Here is a 19,165-nt window from a genome sequence, read left to right as displayed (position 1 = left end):
GGATTCCTCAGTCAAAAAACGGACGAACCGCTTCAGGGATCGCTTGTTCGACGCGCAGTTCGAGCGAGTCGCCGATTTGGTCAAATCTCGTCTCAACCCCTTCTACTTGAAACGCCACATCGTTCCCGACTTGGGCGATTTGGTCGAGCCAAGCGTTACCAGTCAAGGTGAATAATAAGAAGCCGGCGACTCCTGCCGCCATGAGTGTCAGTGCGAGCGCACCGACGGCCACCCCTCGAATCAGTCTTCCGATCTTTCCTCTGCTAGTTGAGCGCATATATCTCTCTCCCTTATCCTTTTTCTTTACTGTACGGGAGCGAGCTGAGAAAAAACGGTGAAACAGATTAGAATTTGATGAGAAAAGAGGTCACAGCACGCTGCGACCTCACTCTTCCTCGAGCACCGATTTGGCGATCGGCGCCCAATACGTTCCATCCATGGCGGCGACCTCGGCGAGCGTCGTCCGGTACGTCTCGTCCCCGGCCTTCTTCTCGGCGATGCCTTTCATCCATAGAACATCCGCCTTATACCCCGACTCTGGATAACTGTCGACGTAGGCGGCATAGTCATCGATTTCCGCTTCGCCGAGCTTGTTGTCGACAAGCAACCGATAAAACCCGACGGCCTGTTCTTGACCGGCTTTTGCCTTGCCGACGAGGAGTGCATCGGCTTCCTCGTACCGTTTGTCCGAGACGAGCGTCTCGACTTCACCGAGCGGGATGACGGCCGGTGCCTCAGGGACTTCGGTCGTCTCGTCCTCGGTTTGGAGCGCCTCGTTCGCCTCCTCGAGTCGAGCAACTTCTTGCTCGAGCTCTTCTAACCGTTTTGCGAGCGCCTCGTCCTCCGTCACCGTTTCGACCCGTTCGTTTGATGCGGTCGGCGTCACGGGAGGTGGTGCCGAATCCGGCCAAAAGATGAGTGCGACCAGACCGAGGCCGACGACGAGCGGCAGACCGAGCCACGATTTGTTCCATTTGAACGCGTTCCGCCAATCCGACAAGTCCGCATGACCGATGACGGCCGGCGAGAACGAACGAAAGCGGCGCTGGGCCGCCTTCTTTCCGTTCGCCTTCACTTCGAGCGCAAGCCCGAGCCGATGAAACGCCGCCGGCACTTTCATCCCGAGAAGCGGTACAATCCGTTCACTTGCCTCGATATAATACCCGTGGTCGAGTAGCGTCGTCACGACCCCGAACTCATTCGCGACGAGGCGAAACGTCGGGTCGTGCTCGCCTTTTCGGACGAGCCATTCCGTCATATCGATGAGCGGCAGTTCCGCAAGTTCCCGATCTGCGAGTGTCCGTACGTCCATTCGTCAGCCTCGTTCAGGATAGAGCGAGAACTTCGACGTCAACGCGCGAACCGCTTCGTGCGCTTCCGCGAGCACTGCTTCATCTTCATGATTCGTCAAGACGCGTCCAATCAAGCGAGCGACTTCACGCATATCGTCTTCTTTCAATCCGCGTGTCGTCATCGCAGCCGTCCCGAGACGAATCCCGCTCGTGACGAACGGTGATGCCGGATCGAACGGAATCGTGTTCTTGTTGACCGTGATGCCGGCTGCGTCGAGCGCATGCTCGGCCGCTTTCCCGGTGATGTCGATGCCGCGGAGGTCGACGAGGAGAAGGTGGTTATCCGTACCGCCCGATACGATGCGGAGTCCTTCCTCTTCTAGCCCTTGCGCGAGCACCTGTGCGTTCTTGATGACTTGGGCCTGATAGTCTTTGAACTCAGGTTGAAGCGCTTCCCCGAACGCCACGGCTTTCGCCGCGATGACGTGCATGAGTGGACCGCCTTGAATTCCTGGGAAAATCGACTTGTCGATCGCTTTGGCGAACTCTTCTTTACAAAGAATCATCCCGCCGCGCGGGCCGCGGAGCGTCTTGTGCGTCGTCGTCGTCACGAAATGCGCGTGCTCGACCGGGTTCGGATGAAGACCGGCCGCGACGAGTCCGGCGATATGGGCCATGTCGACCATGAGGTAAGCACCGACGCTATCGGCGATTTCACGGAACTTGGCGAAGTCGATTGTCCGCGGGTATGCCGAGGCACCAGCGACGATCAATTTTGGTTTATGTTCTTTCGCGAGGGCTGCGACAACGTCATAATCAATGTGTTCTGTCTCTTTGTCCACACCGTATTCGACGAAATTGTACTGAACGCCTGAGAAGTTGACCGGACTTCCGTGCGTCAAATGGCCACCGTGCGACAAGTTCATGCCGAGCACCGTGTCCCCTGCTTCAAGGACGGTGAAGTAAACGGCCATGTTCGCTTGGGCACCCGAATGCGGCTGGACGTTGGCGTGTTCTGCACCGAACAGCTCCTTGGCGCGGTCGCGGGCCAAGTTCTCGGCCACGTCGACGAACTCACAACCGCCGTAGTAGCGACGGCCTGGATAACCTTCCGCGTACTTGTTCGTGAGTACGCCGCCTTGCGCTTCCATGACTGCTTCTGAGACAAAATTCTCCGAGGCAATGAGTTCGATGTTCTCGCGTTGGCGACCGAGCTCGTGTTGCATCGCTTCAAATAATTCCGCATCCTGCACTTTCAACTTCGTCGTGTTTACCATGTTGAAACCCCCTCTGAATGTCTAAAAATCAACACCCCCATCGTAACATATGCTTCTTTTTTTGGGTATCGTCTAATCACAGGGCAAGTCGGGTATCATATGGAAGAAGACGATCAGAGGAGGATGTTTATGATTGAGACAAAACAAATCACCATCACCCCGTTCGAACGCGAGCGGACGATTCGGATTTATACGCCGGCCGATTATGACATGACGGACAAGCGTTATCCCGTTCTGTATATGCATGACGGACAGAACGTGTTCGCCGATGAGGATGCGAGCTATAAGATGAGCTGGCGCGCCGGTGAGTACATGGACGCCTCGAAGCGCGACATCATCATCGTCGGCATCGACAGCGCCCCTGGCGAAATGCGGCTCGATGAATACGGTCCGTGGGAGAACCCGTACATCGGGGAGAGCTTGCTCGGTCAAGACGTGACGCTCGGCGGCCAAGGATCGGCCTACATTGAATACATCGCCCAAGAGTTGAAGCCGATGATTGATGCGAACTATCGGACGAAACCGGACGAGACAGCGATGATGGGCAGCTCGATGGGCGGCTTGATCTCGATTTACGCCGCTTGCGTCTATCCCGATGTCTTCAAGCGTGTGGCTTCATTGTCCTCGGCGTTCTGGTTCAACCAGACCGAGCTCGAGCAGTTGATTGACGCGAGTGATTTGAACGGCGTCGAACGTCTGTATATGGACGTCGGCCGCAAAGAAGTCGAACAGCCGTCAGCCGACGGACCGACGAACGAGATGTACCTCGAGTCGAGCGAACGTGTCTACGCCCTATTGCGCGACAAGGTCGACCACATCCGTTTCGAGGTCATCGAGGAAGGCGTGCATAACGAGCTCGCTTGGCGTGAACGCTTCCCGATGGTCATCTCGTATCTATTTAGTGAAGAATTATAACGTACCAAAAAAGCCGGTCAATGCGACCGGCTTTCATTATTTTGCTGGATAATGGGCCCGCGGGCCGCCAATCAATTTCGGTCGCGTGATGGCGAACGTGACGTACGCCTCACCGAGCTGTTTCGCCGACAATCGGACCGGAATTGCGACCGGCTTCAAATGCATGCCGATCAGCGTCGATCCGATATCGATGCCGGCGTCCGCTTGAATGGCTTCGACGACGCACGGGGCGTCGAAACGTTCATACGCCTTCTCGGACATCGCCCCGCCCGCTGCGCGGACTGGGACGACCGTCACTTCCGTCAACCCGAACTGTTTCAACGTCCGTCGCTCGATCGTGAGGGCGCGATTGATATGTTCGCAGCCTTGAAAGGCGAGATGGACGCCGGTCTTGTCCCGAAACGCAAGGAACGCCTCGATCAAATCCGACGCCACATCAATCGAACCCGCTTTCCCGATCGTCTTGCCGACGACCTCGCTCGTCGAACAACCGATGACGAGCATCTTTTCCTCATCTAACGGAAACCGTTCATGCAACTCCGTCAATAAGTTCAAAAGCTCCGCCTTCATCGTCGTCACTTCGTTTCGTAAGCGCTCATCTTATCGACACGGTTCGAGTGGCGTCCGCCCTCGAAGTCCGTATCGAGCCATGTCGCCACTAAATCGAGTGCAAGACCCGGTCCGACGACGCGCTCGCCCATCGTCATGATGTTCGAGTCGTTGTGTTGACGCGTCGCTTTCGCACTGAACGAGTCATGCACGAGTGCCGCCCGGATGCCTTTGACTTTGTTGGCTGCGATGCCGATCCCAATTCCTGTCCCGCAAATCAAGATACCACGGTCAAACTCACCGGCCGCGACGGCTTCAGCGACCGGGATCGCCACGTCTGGGTAATCGATTGACTCGGCCGAGTGTGTCCCGAAGTCTTTATACTCGTGACCGAGCTCTTCCAATAGTCCAATAATCTCTTTCTTCAAGTTGAATCCGCCATGATCGGCGCCAATTGCGATTTTCATTCGTTCATTCCCCCGTCTTCTTTGGTAGGCGTCTCGGTGGTTTCGTCACCTTTGACCCGTCATTCGTCAATTTTAGCACAAGTCGATTCACGAGTGGCTCGAGTTCATTTCGAACTTGGCGATAGACGTTCATCGACCCTCCGAACGGGTCGTTGATATCGCGCTCGAGCCCCGTGACGAACTCATATAACGTGAACGTGCGGTCAGCCAAATCGGGGTGCATGTCCCGAATCTGTTCACGATGCGCCCGTGTCATCGTCAAGATGACATCCGCCCAACGTCCGAGGACGTCATCGAATGTCTGCGTCACGTGATCGAGTTCAATCCCTCGTTCACGCAACACTTGGAGTGCATTTTCTGATGCGTCGAACCCTTGCATCGTCCGAAGCCCGGCCGAACGAATATCAAACTCGTCCCCCGTCACTTTAGAGCGAAGCAGGGCCATCGCCATCGGACTTCGGCATGTGTTCCCACTACATATGAATAATACGCGTTTCATCGACATCGCGTGATCCTCCTCTATGTCCTTAAGCCTCTTCCTATGGACGGATGACTTTACCGCCTGCCGCCTTGTAAAGGCGGTTATATACGGCAAGAGCGACTCCCGTCGGTTCAATCCGATTCACGTAAATCTCTTCTACATCCGTCTCATCAAATTTACGCAACGCCTCGTATAGCCGCCGGGCCGCCGTCTCCATCGAAGTACCGAGGGAGAGGGTGACGTCAGCCGGGGTCGTCGCTTCATCGAACACGAGCGCGCCAACTCGCTTGCCCTCCGCCTGCCGCGTCATAATGACACGGACGAGGTCGTGGCGTCCCCCTTCGACTAAATAAAGAGGCGCACTCGGGGCGTAATGGGTGTACTTCATTCCTGGTGATCGTGGCGCAGCTGTTTCATCGCTCAAGTTGGCATCGAGAATGACCGGTCCGATGACAGCCTCAATCGCTTCTTTTGTCACGCCGCCCGGACGTAAAATCGTCGCCGGTTCCGTCGTGCAGTCGATCACGGTCGATTCGACGCCGATGCCTGTCGGTCCCCCATCCATAATACCCGCGATCCGACCGGTCAAATCATCTGCCACGTGCCGGGCCGACGTCGGTGATGGACGTCCTGACCGGTTCGCGCTCGGTGCCGCCAGTCCGAGACCAGATCGGCGAATCAAGTCGAGCGCAGCCGGGTGATCCGGCATTCTGAGCCCGATCGAATGGAGGCCAGCCGTCACGAGTGCGGACGCTCGGCCGTTCGATGGCAAGATGATGGTCAAGGCACCGGGCCAAAACGCTTCCATCAAGCGTCTCGCGACCGGCGGGATGGTTTGCGCGAAATGTTCGGCCTGTTCGACCGAGGCCACGTGGACGATGAGCGGGTTGTCCGACGGTCTTCCTTTCGCCTCGAAAATCTTTTTGATGGCGACATCGTTCGTCGCATCACCGGCGAGTCCGTAGACGGTCTCCGTCGGCATGGCGATCACCTCGCCCGCCTGCAAGAGACGTACCCCTTCCTCAACTTCTGTCGGCTTGATCCATTTCGTTTCCATGCGCAATCCCTTCCCTCACGGCGTAGACGATTCGGTCTTTGCCGTTTATATCTTTTAAAATACCCGTTTCTGCTTCAGGATAACGTTCGGACAGGTACGATTTCACAACTTGTCCTTGATTATACCCGATTTCAAATGCAATCAATTGCCAATCGGCACACAAGACGCGCATCGAGTCGGCGATAATCTTCCGATAAAACTCGAGCCCGTCCGCCCCTCCGAACAAAGCGAGGTGAGGCTCATAACCCGCGACCGTCTCGTCGAGCAACTCGCCCGCCTCGATATAAGGCGGATTCGAGACGAGGACGCGAATCGAGTCGGCGGCAATCGATGACAGGCAATCTCCTTCATGGAAAAACACATCCGCCCCGAGCGCCGCTGCATTTCGCCTGGCGACCGCAATCGCTTCCCGGGAAATATCGACCGTCTGGACACGGACACCGAGTTCGAGACTGAGCGTGACGGCGATTGCGCCGCTCCCGGTCCCGATATCGACAATGTCATCGTCAGACACGTCCCGCACATGCGCGACGACCCATTCAATCAGCTCTTCCGTCTCCGGACGCGGAATTAAGACGTCACGATTGACCTCGAACATCCGTCCATAAAACGGGGCGTGGCCAATCAAGTGTTGGACCGGTTCGCCGGCCAAGAGACGCTCAAATCCCGCTTGAAACGTAGCTTCCTCATCAGTTGTCAATTCGTCAGACAGACGGACGAGCAGTCCCGTCCGGTCGACGCCGAGGACGTGCATGAGCCACCACTCTGCGGCCGAGACGTCACGATTTGCAGACGATAGCTCCCGTTCCGCTTGCTTCAGCTTCGCTGCAATCCGCATCAATCCACATCCTCCATCAGGCGTGCCTGTTCATCCATGACGAGGGCGTCGATGATGTCTTCAAGTTCACCGGCGAGGACGCGGTCGAGTTTTTGGAGCGTCAGCCCGATGCGGTGATCGGTCACGCGGCTCTGCGGGAAGTTATACGTTCGAATCCGCTCCGAGCGGTCGCCCGTCCCGACAGCCGACTTCCGCTGTGCCGACAGTTCTTCGAGATGTTCACTCTGCATCTTGTCATAGAGCCGGGCCCGCAGTACTTTGAGCGCTTTGTCTTTGTTCTTATGTTGCGACTTTTCGTCCTGACACGACACGACTAGACCCGACGGGATGTGCGTCAACCGGACGGCCGATTGGGTCGTGTTGACCGACTGGCCGCCTGGTCCTGACGACGTGAACGTATCGACGCGGACGTCTTTCATATCGATGTGCACTTCGACGTCCTCTGCTTCCGGCAACACCGCGACCGTTGCCGTCGACGTGTGGATGCGTCCGCCTGACTCGGTCGACGGGACGCGCTGGACCCGATGCGCCCCATTCTCGAACTTCAGTTTCGAATAGGCGCCCGTCCCGTTGATCAGGAACGTCACTTCTTTGAAACCACCGAGTTCCGTATAGTTGGCGTCAATCAACTCGGCTTTCCAGTTCTGACGCTCGGCGAAACGGGTGTACATCTTGTACAAGTCGACTGCGAACAGTGCCGCCTCGTCCCCGCCGGCCGCCCCGCGAATCTCGACGATGACGTTCTTGTCGTCGTTCGGGTCTTTCGGCAATAAAAGCACGCGCAGTTTCGCCTCGAGTGCTTTCACTTCCGGCTCGAGGAGTGACATCTCCTCTTTGGCGAGCTCCCGCATATCAGCATCGAGTGTGCGGTCCTCAAGCATGAGTTTCGCTTCTTTATACGCCGTGCTCGTCTCTTTATAGTGACGATACGCCTGCACCGTCTCCTCGAGTTGCGACTGTTCTTTTGAATATTGTCGTAATTTATTCGCATCGCTGAGCACTTCTGGGTCAGCGAGCATCTCATTTAGTTGCATATAGCGTTCTTCTAATACACTCAAACGGTCAAACATGATGATCCGTCCTTTCTCCGTCAAATCGAACTGTCTTCATTATAGCAAAAAACGAACCGCCGAGGGCGGTCCGTTGACGTCAGTCGGCCACTGTGTGGCGGACCGGGCGCGGTTTATTCGGGACGTCATGGCAATGGCGACAACGCGGTTCGTACGACTCCGAGGCGCCGACCAGGATGACCGGGTCCTCGAAGCGGGCCGGTTCCCCGTCAATCAATCGTTGCGTCCGGGAAGCCGGAGCCCCGCATGAGAGACAGATGGCCTGCAGTTTTGTCACGAACTCGGCACGCGACAACAGCTCTGGCATCATCGTGAACGGCTCACCTCGGAAGTCCATGTCGAGGCCGGCGCAGATGACACGTTTGTCTTCTGACGCCAATTGCTCGATCACGTCGACGATGCCTTCGTCAAAGAACTGAACCTCGTCGATGGCGATGACTTGCGTCTCTTCACGTACTGCATCATATAAGTCTTGACTCGATTGAATCGGCACGGCCACGACCGAGTTGCCGCTATGGGAGACGACATTCTCCTCGTGGTAACGGTCATCAATCGCTGGTTTGAACACTTGGACAGGGATTTTCCCGTAGTGCGCCCGACGGACACGGCGGATGAGTTCCTCCGACTTCCCAGAAAACATACTCCCACAAATCACTTCAATCCAACCGTAACGGTTCGTCACATGCATCATTCTACTTCGCCCTCTCCTTCGTTAATCGCTTTCCGATTATACCTATCTTTTTCTTGAAGAAAAAGGGTTGACTTCTATCTAGAAAAAATAAAAACCGCCAAGGGCAATCCCTAGGCGGTGTGCATACAAGTTGACGATTAACGTTGGTACTTCTTGTTGAAGCGCTCGATACGACCGTCCGCAGATGCGAATTTCTGGCGACCTGTGTAGAACGGGTGCGAGTCAGAAGATACATCGACACGGATGAGTGGGTATTCGTTACCATCTTCCATCGTGATTGTCTCGTTAGAGTAACGAGTCGAACCAGAGATGAATTTGAACTCAGTCGTCGAGTCCATGAATACGACTTTACGGTATTCTGGGTGGATTCCTTGTTTCATTGCTTTTCAACTCCTTCTGCCCTAAGTATTCTTTCAACCTAGAGAAAGTTCACTAGAATATAATAGCACCCGGTTCACGGATTTACAAGTCTGTTTTCGTTTTTTTCACCGGGCGTCGACTCTTTTTCTTATCGGCCTCAAGCGCCGCAAAAAAGTCGAGGTTCGTTTTCGTTTCGCGGACCCGGCGTAGGAACTGATCAACGAAGTCTGGCGACTCGTTCATCGTGCGACGGATCGTCCAAAGCGAGTCGAGTTCGCCTTTTCCGAGCAGCAATTCTTCTTTGCGCGTCCCCGAGCGACGAATGTCGATGGCCGGGAAGATCCGGCGTTCCGCGAGCTTGCGATCGAGGTGCAGCTCCATGTTGCCAGTCCCTTTGAACTCTTCATAGATGACGTCGTCCATGCGCGAACCCGTGTCGACGAGCGCCGTGCCGAGAATCGTCAAACTGCCACCGTCCTCGATGTTGCGGGCCGCCCCGAAGAATTTCTTCGGCTTATGGAACGCCGCCGGGTCAATTCCGCCGGAGAGCGTCCGTCCGCTTGGCGGCACAGACAAGTTGTACGCCCGCGTCAGACGGGTGATTGAGTCGAGCAAGATGACGACGTCCTTCTTGTGTTCGACGAGACGCATCGCCCGTTCGAGAACGAGTTCCGAGATGCGGGCATGGTTCTCCGGTGTTTCGTCAAACGTCGAGTAGGCGACGTCCGCACCCGGTACCGAACGTTGGATGTCCGTCACTTCTTCCGGTCGCTCATCAATCAACAGAATGATCAACTCGACGTTCGGATGGTTCGTCGTAATCGAATTGGCAATCTCTTTTAATAAGGACGTCTTACCGGCTTTTGGCGGCGCGACGATCAAGCCACGCTGTCCAAATCCGACAGGAGCGATCATGTCCATGACGCGGACCGACAAGTGGTTCGGTTCCGTCTCGAGCACCATCTGTTGTTCCGGGTAAATCGGCGTGAGCGCCGGGAAGTAATCCCGGTTCCGCGTCGAGTCCGTCGTCTCACCATTTACCGCCTCGACACTGAGTAGCCCCTGGAATCGTTCGTTCTCTTTCGGCTTCCGGACTTTCCCCGTCACGAGGTCGCCGTTGCGTAGATTGAACCGTCGGATTTGCGAAGCCGCGATATAGATGTCTTCAGACGATTGGGAGTAGTTGATCGGTCGGAGGAACCCGAAACCACCATCGTTCTGGGATTGCGGGTTCGGCGGAATGATCTCAAGGATGCCTTCGAGGAAATAAAGGTCTTTCGATTCGGCCTGTGATTTTAAAATCCTGAACATGAGCTCACGCTTTCGTGCCTCACGGTATTGGGGCACATTCACTTCTTTCGCGATCTCATATAATTCTTTCAACGTCTTCGTCTCGAGTTCACGAAGCGTATAATTTTTAGCCGGTTCTGTCGTTTGACTCATTCAAGTCACCTGTCTTTCATGATTCTATATTTAAAAAATAAACGTTCAGTCCTCATTCATCTAATCACAATTCTGTCGAGCCGTCACTGTTTGAAAAACGGCTTAATGACAGTCTATTCCCCTGTTGTTGAAAACATAACAGTCTTTTTCCTTTCTATGTAACAAACAAGTCTCTATTCTCGCATATTGTTTCAAATATGTTACAAGAAAATCGTTTTTGTCTTGCGATTGAAAAATGCCATCGGTCTTGCGCATGATATAGTTTATTTGCACAGGAAACCGGGTAATATTCGTAACTTGTGCTCTAACCTAGTTAACACACACCGATCATATACAGCCACTTAGGGTTTTATTTTAAAAAACGGAGGGAAATATATTATGTTAAAGCGTTTCGCATCTATCATTGTCGCTGCCACTCTCGCTTTCTCGGGTCTTGCTTTCACAACAGGTGAACAAGCAGAAGCTGCTAGCGGAAAGTTCGCTTACTCGAAAGTTAACGGTTTGAACATTCGCACAGCACCGTCGCTCACATCGAAAGTTTCAGCAAAAATGAACAAAGGCCAACGCTATACATACCTCGGTAAAGTTGGTTCGTTCTACAAAATCAACTATAAAGGGACTCACCGTTATATCTCAGCTTCATCGACATATACGTACTTGAAAGCGACGAGCTCGAAGACAACGACTGCCAAAACAGTAACAACGTCTTCTTCAAGCGCCCGTTCAAAATTGGTTGCTGAGTCGAAGAAGTACCTCGGTACACCTTACCGTTACGGCGGAACGACAACTTCTGGATTTGACTGCTCAGGTTACACAGGTCACGTTTACAAGAAAGCCATTAACAAATCGATCCCACGTGATTCACGCTCGCAATACGCCAACTCGAAAAAAGTTTCGAAGTCAGCGATTCAAGCCGGCGACCTCGTGTTCTTCTCACACAACGGAAGCACGATCCAACACGTTGGAATGGCACTCAGCAAAACACAAATGATCAACTCTGAGACAGGCGGCGTTAAATACGCGAGCTTCACATCAGGTTACTGGGCACCACGTTACGTCGGTGCAGGCACGTACCTCTAATTCAAACGATCAAACGACTCGGTTCATGGGAACCGGGTCGTTTTTTTCGTCTCGACGTTTTGTAACACCGTGTTCGTGCTCGTCAACACCGAGAACGTCCCATCCGTCTCCAAGACGACGGCCTCGACTTGCTCGAAGTCCGTGCCGCTCGATCGGATCGCCTGCAACACTTCGATCTCGAGCACCCGTTCCCGGCGCATCGTTTCTTCTAAATATGCCCCGTCATAGTAAAGCAGTGCCGGCGTCGACTTGATCAGTTGATTCACCCGTTTCGACCGGGTCGCCAACTTGGCCATGACGTATTGCATGAACACGAGCGTCGCAAACGCGGTCAACCCGTTCAGTAGCGGGGTCTGTTGACTCGTGAGTGTCGTGGCCAAAATCGACCCGAGCGCCACGGTGACGATAAAATCAAAGGCGTTCATTTTGGCGAGCGTCCGTTTGCCGGAAACCCGCAAGATGAGGATGATGGCCAAGTAGGCCCCCACCCCGGTCAATATGATTTGCAGCATCGTTCGCAGTGGGTCCATCGTCTCCCTCCTTCTCTACTGCTGTTCCACGAAGCGCCGACATTCAATCCTTGTTCATCTTCTGTTCATCTGGCTTCGTTACGATGGAAGCATCACCTTGAAGGAGTTGTTCTACGTCATGGAAAAGATTTGGAGTCTTCGTTTGATTCGCCTCGCCGCCTTGTTCGGTGTTATCGGGACGGCGCTAGGGTCTCATATGTCGGGTGCCGGCAGTTACGCCTTCCGCCCGATTCACGCCCATATCTTGCTCGCCGGTTGGTTATCGGTCTTCGCTTGGGGTGTCTTCTATCGATTGTATTCAGTCAGTAACCAACTGCTCGTCACGATTCACGGATGGACGGCTGTTTTCGGATCGATTGGATTAACGAGCGGCATGTGGTTTTATACGATGAACCCGTTCCAATGGAATGAGACCGTCACCCTCGTCTACTTCATCATCGGGGGCACGGTCTCATTGATCAGTTTTATTCTCTTTTTAATTGTCACGTTTATGATTGACCAGGACGAGCGGGGCTGAACCCCGGCTCGTCATTTTTGTTTCAAGGCACCGCGCGCGTTCGTCGCCGCGAACACGACCATGATGACACTCATTGCCCCCGCGACAGCGAGGCCGGCCGATAACGCGCTCCAATCAATTGTCGGTTGCGTCAAAACGGCACGCATCCCTTCAAAAATGTACGTCGTCGGATTGAACGTCGCCGCCACTTTCAACCACTCCGCCTCGATCAACTCTTTCGGGACGAACGTCGTCGACAAGAAGATGAGCGGGAAGAACAAAAGCGTCCCGGCCTGGGCAGCCTGAGCGTTCCGTGTCTTCAACGCGACACCGACCGAGTACCCGGCAAAGCCGAGACCGAACCCGATGGCGAGCAACACCGTGAACAAGAAGCCAGGCAGGCCGACCGGAATCGACAAACCGAGCAAGAACGCTACCGCGAAGATGAGTAGCGTCTGGACGAGCAATTGTAGCATGCCGGCAATCATCGGTCCGAGCACGATCGCCGTCCGCGTCGCCGGAGTCAAGAGCAATCGGGCAAAGTATCCGCTCTCGATATCACGGACGAGCGCTTGTCCCGTCCCACCGGCCCCACCGACAGCCCCCGAGACGATGGATACGGGCAAGATGAAGTTCAAATAGGCGCTCCCATCAAACTGAGGAAGCGAAGCGACACTCGACAGTCCGCTCGTGTAAACCAGTAAGAAGAAGACGGAGATGATCAAGTTCGGGATGAACGAGAACGGATTTCGAATCGTCGTGACGAGACTCCGTTTCGTGAAGAGCCATGTCTCAGTCCACATCGGGCACACCTCCTTCGTATGACTCCCCGGTCACTTTCAAAAAGACGTCGTCGAGTGACGGCTGTTTCACGGTCAGACTTTCCGGTTGAAGCGAACGCTCATCGAGTTGGCGCACGACTTCCATCAACGTATGGTCGACGAGCTCGAACGCCACGTGTTGCCCGGTCGCCGCATGACCGAACAGCGCAGCGGCTGCGGCCGCCTCTTGATTGCTGTGGAACGTCATGGCAATCGTCTCACCGCCGACGAGTCGTTTCAACGCTTCGGCCGTCCCTTCACTGACGATTTTCCCATGATTGATGATGGCGATCCGGTCGGCCAGTTCATCTGCTTCTTCTAAGTACTGGGTCGTCAAGAAAATCGTCGTGCCGAACTTTTCGTTCAGCCGTCGCACCTCGTTCCAAATCTCGATGCGGCTCGCCGGGTCGAGCCCGGTCGTCGGTTCATCTAAAAACAAGACGGTCGGGCGATGGACAAGCGTAAGCGCCAAATCGAGACGACGACGCATTCCGCCCGAATACGTGCCGCTTCGGCGGTCAGCCGCTTCCGTGAGCGAGACGACACGTAGCAATTCCTCGGCGCGTGTCTCCGCCTCCTGCCTTGTCATCTTGAACAACCGGCCTTGTAAGACGAGCAGTTCCCGTCCGGTCAACACTTTGTCGATCCCGGTCTCTTGCAGGGCGACGCCGATCGACAGCCGGACGTCTTTCTCTTGTTTGACGACATCAAACCCGTTCACCCGCGCCTTCCCTTCGGTCGGCCGGACGAGCGTCGTCAACATTTGCACGGTCGTCGACTTGCCGGCCCCGTTCGGTCCAAGGAAGGCGAAAATCTCTCCTTCTTGCACCGAGAACGAAATCCCATCGACGGCGGGGACGTCCCCGAACGTTTTGACGAGCGATTCCACTTCAATCATCACACACACCTCCTGACCTTCCATTCCCGTTTTACCTGCTCTATAAATATGTAGGAACACATCAAAAAAGCTGTGGACGCGACGTCCACAGCTCGAGAGAATTAAGGTTTCATGACCATTTTCGGTTTTTTCTTCAGGGAGTGGATGCCTTCGACGAAGCGGACCGTCCCCGACTTGGCACGCATGACGACCGAGTGCGTCTGGCCGCCTTGTCCGGTGAATTGGACACCGCGGAGCAGCTCCCCGTCCGTCACACCCGTTGCCGCGAAGATGCAGTCCTCGCCTTTGACGAGATCGTCTAACAACAAAATCCGACCTGTATCGGCGATGCCCATGTCTTGGCAACGCTTCTCTTGGGCTTCGTCTTCAGGAAGCAGACGACCTTGGAAGTCACCGCCGAGACACTTCATCGCGACGGCCGCGATGACGCCTTCCGGCGCACCACCCGAGCCGAGCAACAAATCGACGCCCGTTTTCGGGAATGCCGTGTTGATGGCCGCGGCCACGTCACCGTCGGGAATCAACTTGATGCGGGCACCCGTCGCCCGGACACGTTGAATCATCTCTTCGTGACGGTCACGATGCAAGATCGTGACGACGACGTCTTCGACGTTCTTGTTCTTCGCCTTGGCGACGATGGCGATATTTTCTTCAATCGAATTGTCGAGACTGATCAATCCGGCCGCTTCCGGACCGACCGCAATCTTGTCCATATACATGTCCGGCGCGTGCAATAAATCTCCTGCATCGGCGACAGCGAGAACGGCGAGCGCGCCCCACGTCCCCGTCGCGACGATGCTCGTCCCTTCAAGCGGATCGACGGCGACGTCGAGGCGTGAGCCGTACCCGTTCCCGACCTTCTCCCCGATATAGAGCATCGGTGCCTCGTCCATCTCGCCTTCCCCGATGACGACGACCCCTTTCATCGGGATCGTATCGAACACTTCACGCATCGCGGTCGTCGCTGCGTCGTCCGCTTCTTCTTTCAAGCCTTTACCCATCCAGCGAGCCGAAGATAGCGCTGCCGCCTCTGTGACCCGGACCAATTCCATTGATAAACTACGTTCCACCCGAATTCTCCCCTTTGTTACTCGGACACCTCATCGACCCAGGCGAGGGCGCCGAGTTGTTTTAGTTTGCCGACAAAATCGACATAAGAATCGTTCAATTTTTCCGCATGGATCACCGTGGATTCGCCACTCGCCTGAAGTCCTGCCAAGACGAGGGCCGCCCCGCTCCGCGCGTCCGCACATTCCATCTCCGCATTGGCGAGCGTCGTCCCGCCGCGAATGACGGCAGAGGCATCTTCAAGCGTGATTTGTGCGTTCATGCGCCGCATTTCCGCGATATGGCGGAAGCGTTGGGCGTACAACTTGTCTGTGACGACACTCGTCCCGTCTGCTTTCAAGAGCGCGGCCGACATGATCGGCTGCAGGTCGGTCGGATATCCCGAATAGTGGAAGACGCGAATATCGATCGGACGGAAGGCGTTCGCCCGTACTGTGATCGATTCCTCGTCCACTTCGACTTCAGCCCCGTAATCCATCAACTTTTGAATGACACCTTCTAAGTGGGTCGGGATGACGTTTCGAACCGTCACTTCCCCGGCCACCGCACCAAAGATCATAAACGTTCCCGCCTCTAAGCGGTCAGGGATGAGCGTGTGTGTACAACCATGGAGTTTATCGACCCCTTTGATGCGAATCTCGTCGGTGCCAGCCCCGATGACGTGAGCCCCCATCGAAGTGAGCATCGTCGCGACGTCGACAATTTCCGGGTCGATAGCCGCGTTCTCGATGACGGTCGTCCCCTCAGCGAGAACGGCCGCGAGCATGGCGCTTACCGTCGCCCCGAACGAACGAAGATCGAGGTAGATGCGATTTCCTTCCAGCTTTTCGGCGTTCACATGATACAAGCCCGACTCGTTCTCGACTTTAATCCCGAGACGTTCGAGTGCTTTCAAATGTAAATCGATCGGTCGTGGACCAATCGCATATCCACCGGGAAGCCCGACGGCCCCTTTCCCAAAACGAGCCGCAAACACCCCGAGTAAATAGACAGCGGCTCGGACTTTACGCGTTTCTGAGCCGAGTAGCGGCATGGCGACGGCATCTTTCGCATGAAGCGTCATCCGCTCCCCGTCTCGTTCAATCGCGACGCCGAGTTCTTGTAATAGACTGAGCATCACTTCGACGTCCTCGATGACGGGGACGTTTTCAATCGTCACCGGCTCTTCCGTCAAAAGTGCTGCGACGAGACAAGGCAAGGCGCTCTGTTTGGCACCGCTAATGTCAACTGTTCCTTCAAGTTTTTGCTGTCCTACGATATGGAGAATTTCCACGAAGATCAAACCTTTCTGCGACAAACTTATTTGGATTGAGCGTTGTTCCAATCCGCTAAGAATTGCTCGATCCCTTTGTCAGTGAGCGGATGTTTCATCATCTGTTCGATGACTTTGTATGGTACCGTGGCGATGTCGGCTCCAAGTAGGGCCGCCTTCGTCGCGTGAACCGGATGGCGAACGGAAGCTGCGATGATTTCTGTCTCGATGCCATGGATGGCAAAGATATTGGCAATCGTCTCAACGAGGTCGAGACCATCTTGACCGATATCATCCAAACGACCGATGAATGGCGATACGTATGACGCACCGGCCCGAGCCGCGAGTAACGCTTGGTTGGCGTTAAAGATGAGTGTCACGTTCGTCTTGATGCCGAGCTGGGAGAACGTATTGACCGCCTCCATGCCCGCTGGCGTCATCGGTACCTTGACAGTAATATTCGGCGCGATGGCCGCAAGTTCCTTTCCTTCTTCCACCATACCCGCTGCGTCGAGCGCAATAACTTCCGCGCTGACTGAGAGATCCCCGACGATCTCACAGATTTCGCGTAGCCGTGTATGGAAATCGACGCCTTCTTTGGCGACGAGCGATGGATTCGTCGTCACGCCCCCGATGACGCCCATCTGATGAGCTTTCTTGATGTCTTCCACGTTTGCCGTATCAATGAAAAAACGCATGTTCAATTCCTCCTCGAATGGTGTTGTGATCGCTTACACTCCTTATTATGAGGAAATTGTCATGGAATTGCTACACCCTTTACGTCAAGGCGGCGATGGCGAACATCGAACCGGCGAGCAAAGCGATGCCGATGAGCGTCCCAATGAATGTCCACTTCATGATGGTACGCTGTTTCTCGTAATATGCTTGGTGCGGTCCTTCGTTTAGACGTTCCGATCCGTGCGTCTCGACCCAAAGCCCAGCCGCTGTCTGTTCATCCATCACGAGATTTCCCGTGTAAGTAAATGGGATGATTTCTTCTGGTCGACGCAGGCGCTCAAATCGCTCCCATCGTGTCGAGATGTTCGCGCCAATCCAATACAGTTGTTTCGGTGTGTAGAAAAGTGGCACATCCCTTTCATCAAAATACTGAATCCACTGTTCGAACGCGGGAAGATCACGTTGATCGAACAAGATTTCCATCGAATCGTCTTCGGTCATGATGGCGAGCATCGGGCAAAACTCAATCGTCGGCCGTCCGAATCGCACTGTCGGCGACGGTTGCGTCTTCCGGACGATGGCCGGGAAAAAGACGACTTGTTGGATCGCGTCGAGCGGTAACGACTGCTCGACCGATTCGCCTGGCTCGTGCCGATACGTCACGCCCTCAATCTGTGTCGCGGTCACTTCATACCGTGAATGATGCCGCTCTTTCCAAAACAGACGCCGAAACATACTCGTAAACCAGTAGACGCCAAAGCCACCGATGGCGACAAACACCAACAACGGAATGAGCCAGGCGACCGGGTAATAGGCAATCAAGGCGAGTGGAGCTACAGCCAATGCTAACGATAGGCCGATTAATACGATAGCGCCATATACATAAAACATACGCCAAAATATTTCTGTCGGTCGTTCTTCATACTTCATGAATATTCCCCCTTTTCATCTATATACGGTACCCTATCCGCTTCCGTTTCAACAAAAAAAGCCGATTCTCACAGGGAGAACCGACTGATGTGACAGGATTATGCTTGGTTGCTTGAACCGAACTCACGCATTTTGCCAGTAACGACGTTGTAGATCGCTTCGACACCAGGGCCGATGACTTTACGTGGGTCATATACTTTCGAGTCCGTGTTGAGCTTCTCACGTACGGCACGAGTCCATTCTTGTTGGCACTCTGTGTTAACGTTGATTTTGCTGTGACCGAGCTCGATTGCTTTTTTGATTTGGTGCTCAGGAATACCTGAACCGCCGTGAAGAACGAGTGGAGTTTTAGTCGCTTCTGCGATTTCTTCCATCTCTTTGAAGCCGAGTTTAGGCTCGCCTTGGTATTCTCCGTGTACAGAACCGAGTGCTGCCGCAAGAGCGTCAACTTTCGCTTCTTTGACGACACGTACGCACTCGTCGAGGTCAGCGTATTGTACGCCGCCGACAACGCCGTCTTCTTCGCCGCCGACTGTGCCGACTTCCGCTTCAACTGAAGCGCCTTTAGCGTGTGCATATTCAACGACTTGTTTCGTCATTTCGATGTTTTCTTCGATCGGGTGGTGTGAACCGTCGATCATAACAGATGTGAAACCAGCGTCGATCGCTGCTTTACACTTGTCGAAAGATGAACCGTGGTCGAGGTGGATTGCAACTGGAACAGTGATGTTGTAGTCGTGCATGAGACCTTCAGTCATTTTAACAACTGTTGTGAAGCCACCCATGTACTTCGCTGCACCTTCTGATACACCGAGGATAACTGGTGATTTCTCGTCTTCCGCAGCGCGAAGAATCGCTTGCGTCCACTCGAGGTTGTTGATGTTGAATTGGCCGACTGCATACTTGCCTTCGAATGCTTTGTTAAGCATTTCTGTCATTGATACTAATGGCATAATGACATCCTCCTGTCTG

The 19,165-nt window shown here is 54.5% G+C and carries 23 protein-coding genes; 3 read left to right on the top strand and 20 right to left on the bottom strand.

Going from position 1 to position 19,165, the window contains the following annotated elements; translation table 11 throughout:
* Nucleotides 1–7 precede the first annotated feature (7 nt).
* The 3 genes from NMQ00_RS02335 to glyA form a co-directional block, all read right to left on the bottom strand.
* Nucleotides 8–277, bottom strand: coding sequence for a hypothetical protein (locus NMQ00_RS02335; protein WP_255177758.1), 270 nt, complete (start codon nucleotides 275–277; stop codon nucleotides 8–10).
* Nucleotides 278–385: 108 nt separating this feature from the next.
* Complete coding sequence (locus NMQ00_RS02330; RefSeq protein WP_255177757.1) at nucleotides 386–1,312, bottom strand: hypothetical protein; 927 nt, start codon at nucleotides 1,310–1,312, stop codon at nucleotides 386–388.
* A 3-nt stretch (nucleotides 1,313–1,315) separates the two neighbouring features.
* Nucleotides 1,316–2,569 (bottom strand): serine hydroxymethyltransferase, encoded by a 1,254-nt coding sequence (glyA, locus tag NMQ00_RS02325; protein WP_255177756.1) that lies wholly within the window; start codon nucleotides 2,567–2,569, stop codon nucleotides 1,316–1,318.
* A gap of 129 nt (nucleotides 2,570–2,698) precedes the next feature.
* Here glyA and NMQ00_RS02320 point away from each other — a divergent pair, with 129 nt between their 5' ends.
* Complete coding sequence (locus NMQ00_RS02320; protein ID WP_255177755.1) at nucleotides 2,699–3,484, top strand: alpha/beta hydrolase; 786 nt, start codon at nucleotides 2,699–2,701, stop codon at nucleotides 3,482–3,484.
* A 36-nt stretch (nucleotides 3,485–3,520) separates the two neighbouring features.
* Here NMQ00_RS02320 and NMQ00_RS02315 read toward each other — a convergent pair whose 3' ends face one another.
* From NMQ00_RS02315 to rho, 9 genes are all read right to left on the bottom strand, one after another.
* Nucleotides 3,521–4,063, bottom strand: coding sequence for a TIGR01440 family protein (locus NMQ00_RS02315; protein WP_255177754.1), 543 nt, complete (start codon nucleotides 4,061–4,063; stop codon nucleotides 3,521–3,523).
* The gene (gene rpiB / locus NMQ00_RS02310; protein WP_255177753.1) at nucleotides 4,060–4,500 is read right to left on the bottom strand and encodes a ribose 5-phosphate isomerase B; all 441 of its coding nucleotides are present in this window, start codon (nucleotides 4,498–4,500) and stop codon (nucleotides 4,060–4,062) included. Before rpiB ends, NMQ00_RS02315 begins: the two co-directional genes overlap by 4 nt.
* Before the next feature lie 4 nt (nucleotides 4,501–4,504).
* Entirely contained in the window at nucleotides 4,505–4,999 is a 495-nt protein-coding gene (locus tag NMQ00_RS02305) for a low molecular weight protein arginine phosphatase (protein WP_255177752.1), read from the bottom strand.
* A gap of 40 nt (nucleotides 5,000–5,039) precedes the next feature.
* Nucleotides 5,040–6,038: an L-threonylcarbamoyladenylate synthase gene (locus NMQ00_RS02300; RefSeq protein ID WP_255177751.1), complete on the bottom strand. Its 999-nt coding sequence runs from the start codon at nucleotides 6,036–6,038 to the stop codon at nucleotides 5,040–5,042.
* Nucleotides 6,004–6,876, bottom strand: a complete 873-nt coding sequence (gene prmC / locus NMQ00_RS02295; protein ID WP_255178660.1) for a peptide chain release factor N(5)-glutamine methyltransferase — start codon at nucleotides 6,874–6,876, stop codon at nucleotides 6,004–6,006. The genes NMQ00_RS02300 and prmC overlap by 35 nt, the downstream gene beginning before the upstream one ends.
* On the bottom strand, nucleotides 6,876–7,946 hold the full coding sequence (gene prfA, locus NMQ00_RS02290) for a peptide chain release factor 1 (RefSeq protein ID WP_255177750.1): 1,071 nt from the start codon (nucleotides 7,944–7,946) through the stop codon (nucleotides 6,876–6,878). The genes prmC and prfA overlap by 1 nt, the downstream gene beginning before the upstream one ends.
* Nucleotides 7,947–8,025: 79 nt before the next feature.
* On the bottom strand, nucleotides 8,026–8,637 hold the full coding sequence (locus tag NMQ00_RS02285; RefSeq protein ID WP_021066110.1) for a thymidine kinase: 612 nt from the start codon (nucleotides 8,635–8,637) through the stop codon (nucleotides 8,026–8,028).
* Nucleotides 8,638–8,774: 137 nt separating this feature from the next.
* A complete protein-coding gene (locus NMQ00_RS02280; RefSeq protein WP_021066109.1) occupies nucleotides 8,775–9,017 on the bottom strand; it encodes a type B 50S ribosomal protein L31 in 243 nt (80 codons plus the stop codon).
* Between the two features lie 82 nt (nucleotides 9,018–9,099).
* Nucleotides 9,100–10,440 carry a transcription termination factor Rho gene (rho, locus tag NMQ00_RS02275; RefSeq protein ID WP_021066108.1) on the bottom strand — a complete coding sequence of 447 codons (1,341 nt, stop codon included), beginning with the start codon at nucleotides 10,438–10,440 and terminating at the stop codon, nucleotides 9,100–9,102.
* Between the two features lie 378 nt (nucleotides 10,441–10,818).
* On the opposite strand from rho, the gene NMQ00_RS02270 reads away from it, so the two are divergent.
* On the top strand, nucleotides 10,819–11,520 hold the full coding sequence (locus tag NMQ00_RS02270) for a C40 family peptidase (protein ID WP_255177749.1): 702 nt from the start codon (nucleotides 10,819–10,821) through the stop codon (nucleotides 11,518–11,520).
* Nucleotides 11,521–11,543: 23 nt separating this feature from the next.
* Here NMQ00_RS02270 and NMQ00_RS02265 read toward each other — a convergent pair whose 3' ends face one another.
* Nucleotides 11,544–12,050, bottom strand: a complete 507-nt coding sequence (locus NMQ00_RS02265) for a DUF421 domain-containing protein (RefSeq protein WP_255177748.1) — start codon at nucleotides 12,048–12,050, stop codon at nucleotides 11,544–11,546.
* A 118-nt stretch (nucleotides 12,051–12,168) separates the two neighbouring features.
* On the opposite strand from NMQ00_RS02265, the gene NMQ00_RS02260 reads away from it, so the two are divergent.
* Entirely contained in the window at nucleotides 12,169–12,567 is a 399-nt protein-coding gene (locus tag NMQ00_RS02260) for a hypothetical protein (RefSeq protein WP_255177747.1), read from the top strand.
* Nucleotides 12,568–12,578: 11 nt separating this feature from the next.
* On the opposite strand, the gene NMQ00_RS02255 is transcribed toward NMQ00_RS02260, so the two are convergent.
* From NMQ00_RS02255 to fba, 7 genes are all read right to left on the bottom strand, one after another.
* On the bottom strand, nucleotides 12,579–13,349 hold the full coding sequence (locus NMQ00_RS02255; protein ID WP_034779255.1) for an ABC transporter permease: 771 nt from the start codon (nucleotides 13,347–13,349) through the stop codon (nucleotides 12,579–12,581).
* A complete protein-coding gene (locus tag NMQ00_RS02250) occupies nucleotides 13,339–14,265 on the bottom strand; it encodes an ATP-binding cassette domain-containing protein (protein ID WP_255177746.1) in 927 nt (308 codons plus the stop codon). The genes NMQ00_RS02255 and NMQ00_RS02250 overlap by 11 nt, the downstream gene beginning before the upstream one ends.
* Nucleotides 14,266–14,366: 101 nt before the next feature.
* Nucleotides 14,367–15,335 carry a class II fructose-bisphosphatase gene (gene glpX / locus NMQ00_RS02245; protein WP_029594665.1) on the bottom strand — a complete coding sequence of 323 codons (969 nt, stop codon included), beginning with the start codon at nucleotides 15,333–15,335 and terminating at the stop codon, nucleotides 14,367–14,369.
* A gap of 17 nt (nucleotides 15,336–15,352) precedes the next feature.
* Nucleotides 15,353–16,606, bottom strand: a complete 1,254-nt coding sequence (gene murA / locus NMQ00_RS02240; protein ID WP_255178659.1) for a UDP-N-acetylglucosamine 1-carboxyvinyltransferase — start codon at nucleotides 16,604–16,606, stop codon at nucleotides 15,353–15,355.
* Between the two features lie 26 nt (nucleotides 16,607–16,632).
* Nucleotides 16,633–17,283, bottom strand: coding sequence for a fructose-6-phosphate aldolase (gene fsa, locus NMQ00_RS02235; RefSeq protein WP_034779261.1), 651 nt, complete (start codon nucleotides 17,281–17,283; stop codon nucleotides 16,633–16,635).
* Nucleotides 17,284–17,362: 79 nt separating this feature from the next.
* The gene (locus tag NMQ00_RS02230) at nucleotides 17,363–18,193 is read right to left on the bottom strand and encodes a hypothetical protein (protein ID WP_255177745.1); all 831 of its coding nucleotides are present in this window, start codon (nucleotides 18,191–18,193) and stop codon (nucleotides 17,363–17,365) included.
* 98 nt (nucleotides 18,194–18,291) lie between these two features.
* Nucleotides 18,292–19,146 carry a class II fructose-1,6-bisphosphate aldolase gene (fba, locus tag NMQ00_RS02225; RefSeq protein WP_021066099.1) on the bottom strand — a complete coding sequence of 285 codons (855 nt, stop codon included), beginning with the start codon at nucleotides 19,144–19,146 and terminating at the stop codon, nucleotides 18,292–18,294.
* Nucleotides 19,147–19,165 lie beyond the last annotated feature (19 nt).

The sequence above is a fragment of the Exiguobacterium aurantiacum genome (genome assembly GCF_024362205.1).
Classification (GTDB): Bacteria; Bacillota; Bacilli; order Exiguobacteriales; family Exiguobacteriaceae; genus Exiguobacterium; species Exiguobacterium aurantiacum_B.
The sequence above is the reverse complement of the archived record's forward strand: the minus strand, read 5'-3'. Positions and strand labels throughout refer to the sequence as shown.

Coding starts and splice junctions, on each gene's coding strand:
- NMQ00_RS02280 (WP_021066109.1), bottom strand. CDS start 9,017: ATGAAACAAGGAATCCACCCAGAATACCGTAAAGTCGTATTCATGGAC.
- NMQ00_RS02270 (WP_255177749.1), top strand. CDS start 10,819: ATGTTAAAGCGTTTCGCATCTATCATTGTCGCTGCCACTCTCGCTTTC.
- NMQ00_RS02335 (WP_255177758.1), bottom strand. CDS start 277: ATGCGCTCAACTAGCAGAGGAAAGATCGGAAGACTGATTCGAGGGGTG.
- NMQ00_RS02305 (WP_255177752.1), bottom strand. CDS start 4,999: ATGAAACGCGTATTATTCATATGTAGTGGGAACACATGCCGAAGTCCG.
- NMQ00_RS02285 (WP_021066110.1), bottom strand. CDS start 8,637: ATGATGCATGTGACGAACCGTTACGGTTGGATTGAAGTGATTTGTGGG.
- prmC (WP_255178660.1), bottom strand. CDS start 6,876: ATGCGGATTGCAGCGAAGCTGAAGCAAGCGGAACGGGAGCTATCGTCT.
- prfA (WP_255177750.1), bottom strand. CDS start 7,946: ATGTTTGACCGTTTGAGTGTATTAGAAGAACGCTATATGCAACTAAAT.
- NMQ00_RS02330 (WP_255177757.1), bottom strand. CDS start 1,312: ATGGACGTACGGACACTCGCAGATCGGGAACTTGCGGAACTGCCGCTC.
- NMQ00_RS02265 (WP_255177748.1), bottom strand. CDS start 12,050: ATGGACCCACTGCGAACGATGCTGCAAATCATATTGACCGGGGTGGGG.
- NMQ00_RS02255 (WP_034779255.1), bottom strand. CDS start 13,349: ATGTGGACTGAGACATGGCTCTTCACGAAACGGAGTCTCGTCACGACG.
- NMQ00_RS02250 (WP_255177746.1), bottom strand. CDS start 14,265: ATGATTGAAGTGGAATCGCTCGTCAAAACGTTCGGGGACGTCCCCGCC.
- rho (WP_021066108.1), bottom strand. CDS start 10,440: ATGAGTCAAACGACAGAACCGGCTAAAAATTATACGCTTCGTGAACTC.
- glyA (WP_255177756.1), bottom strand. CDS start 2,569: ATGGTAAACACGACGAAGTTGAAAGTGCAGGATGCGGAATTATTTGAA.
- NMQ00_RS02230 (WP_255177745.1), bottom strand. CDS start 18,193: ATGAAGTATGAAGAACGACCGACAGAAATATTTTGGCGTATGTTTTAT.
- NMQ00_RS02260 (WP_255177747.1), top strand. CDS start 12,169: ATGGAAAAGATTTGGAGTCTTCGTTTGATTCGCCTCGCCGCCTTGTTC.
- rpiB (WP_255177753.1), bottom strand. CDS start 4,500: ATGAAAATCGCAATTGGCGCCGATCATGGCGGATTCAACTTGAAGAAA.
- NMQ00_RS02320 (WP_255177755.1), top strand. CDS start 2,699: ATGATTGAGACAAAACAAATCACCATCACCCCGTTCGAACGCGAGCGG.
- fsa (WP_034779261.1), bottom strand. CDS start 17,283: ATGCGTTTTTTCATTGATACGGCAAACGTGGAAGACATCAAGAAAGCT.
- fba (WP_021066099.1), bottom strand. CDS start 19,146: ATGCCATTAGTATCAATGACAGAAATGCTTAACAAAGCATTCGAAGGC.
- NMQ00_RS02300 (WP_255177751.1), bottom strand. CDS start 6,038: ATGGAAACGAAATGGATCAAGCCGACAGAAGTTGAGGAAGGGGTACGT.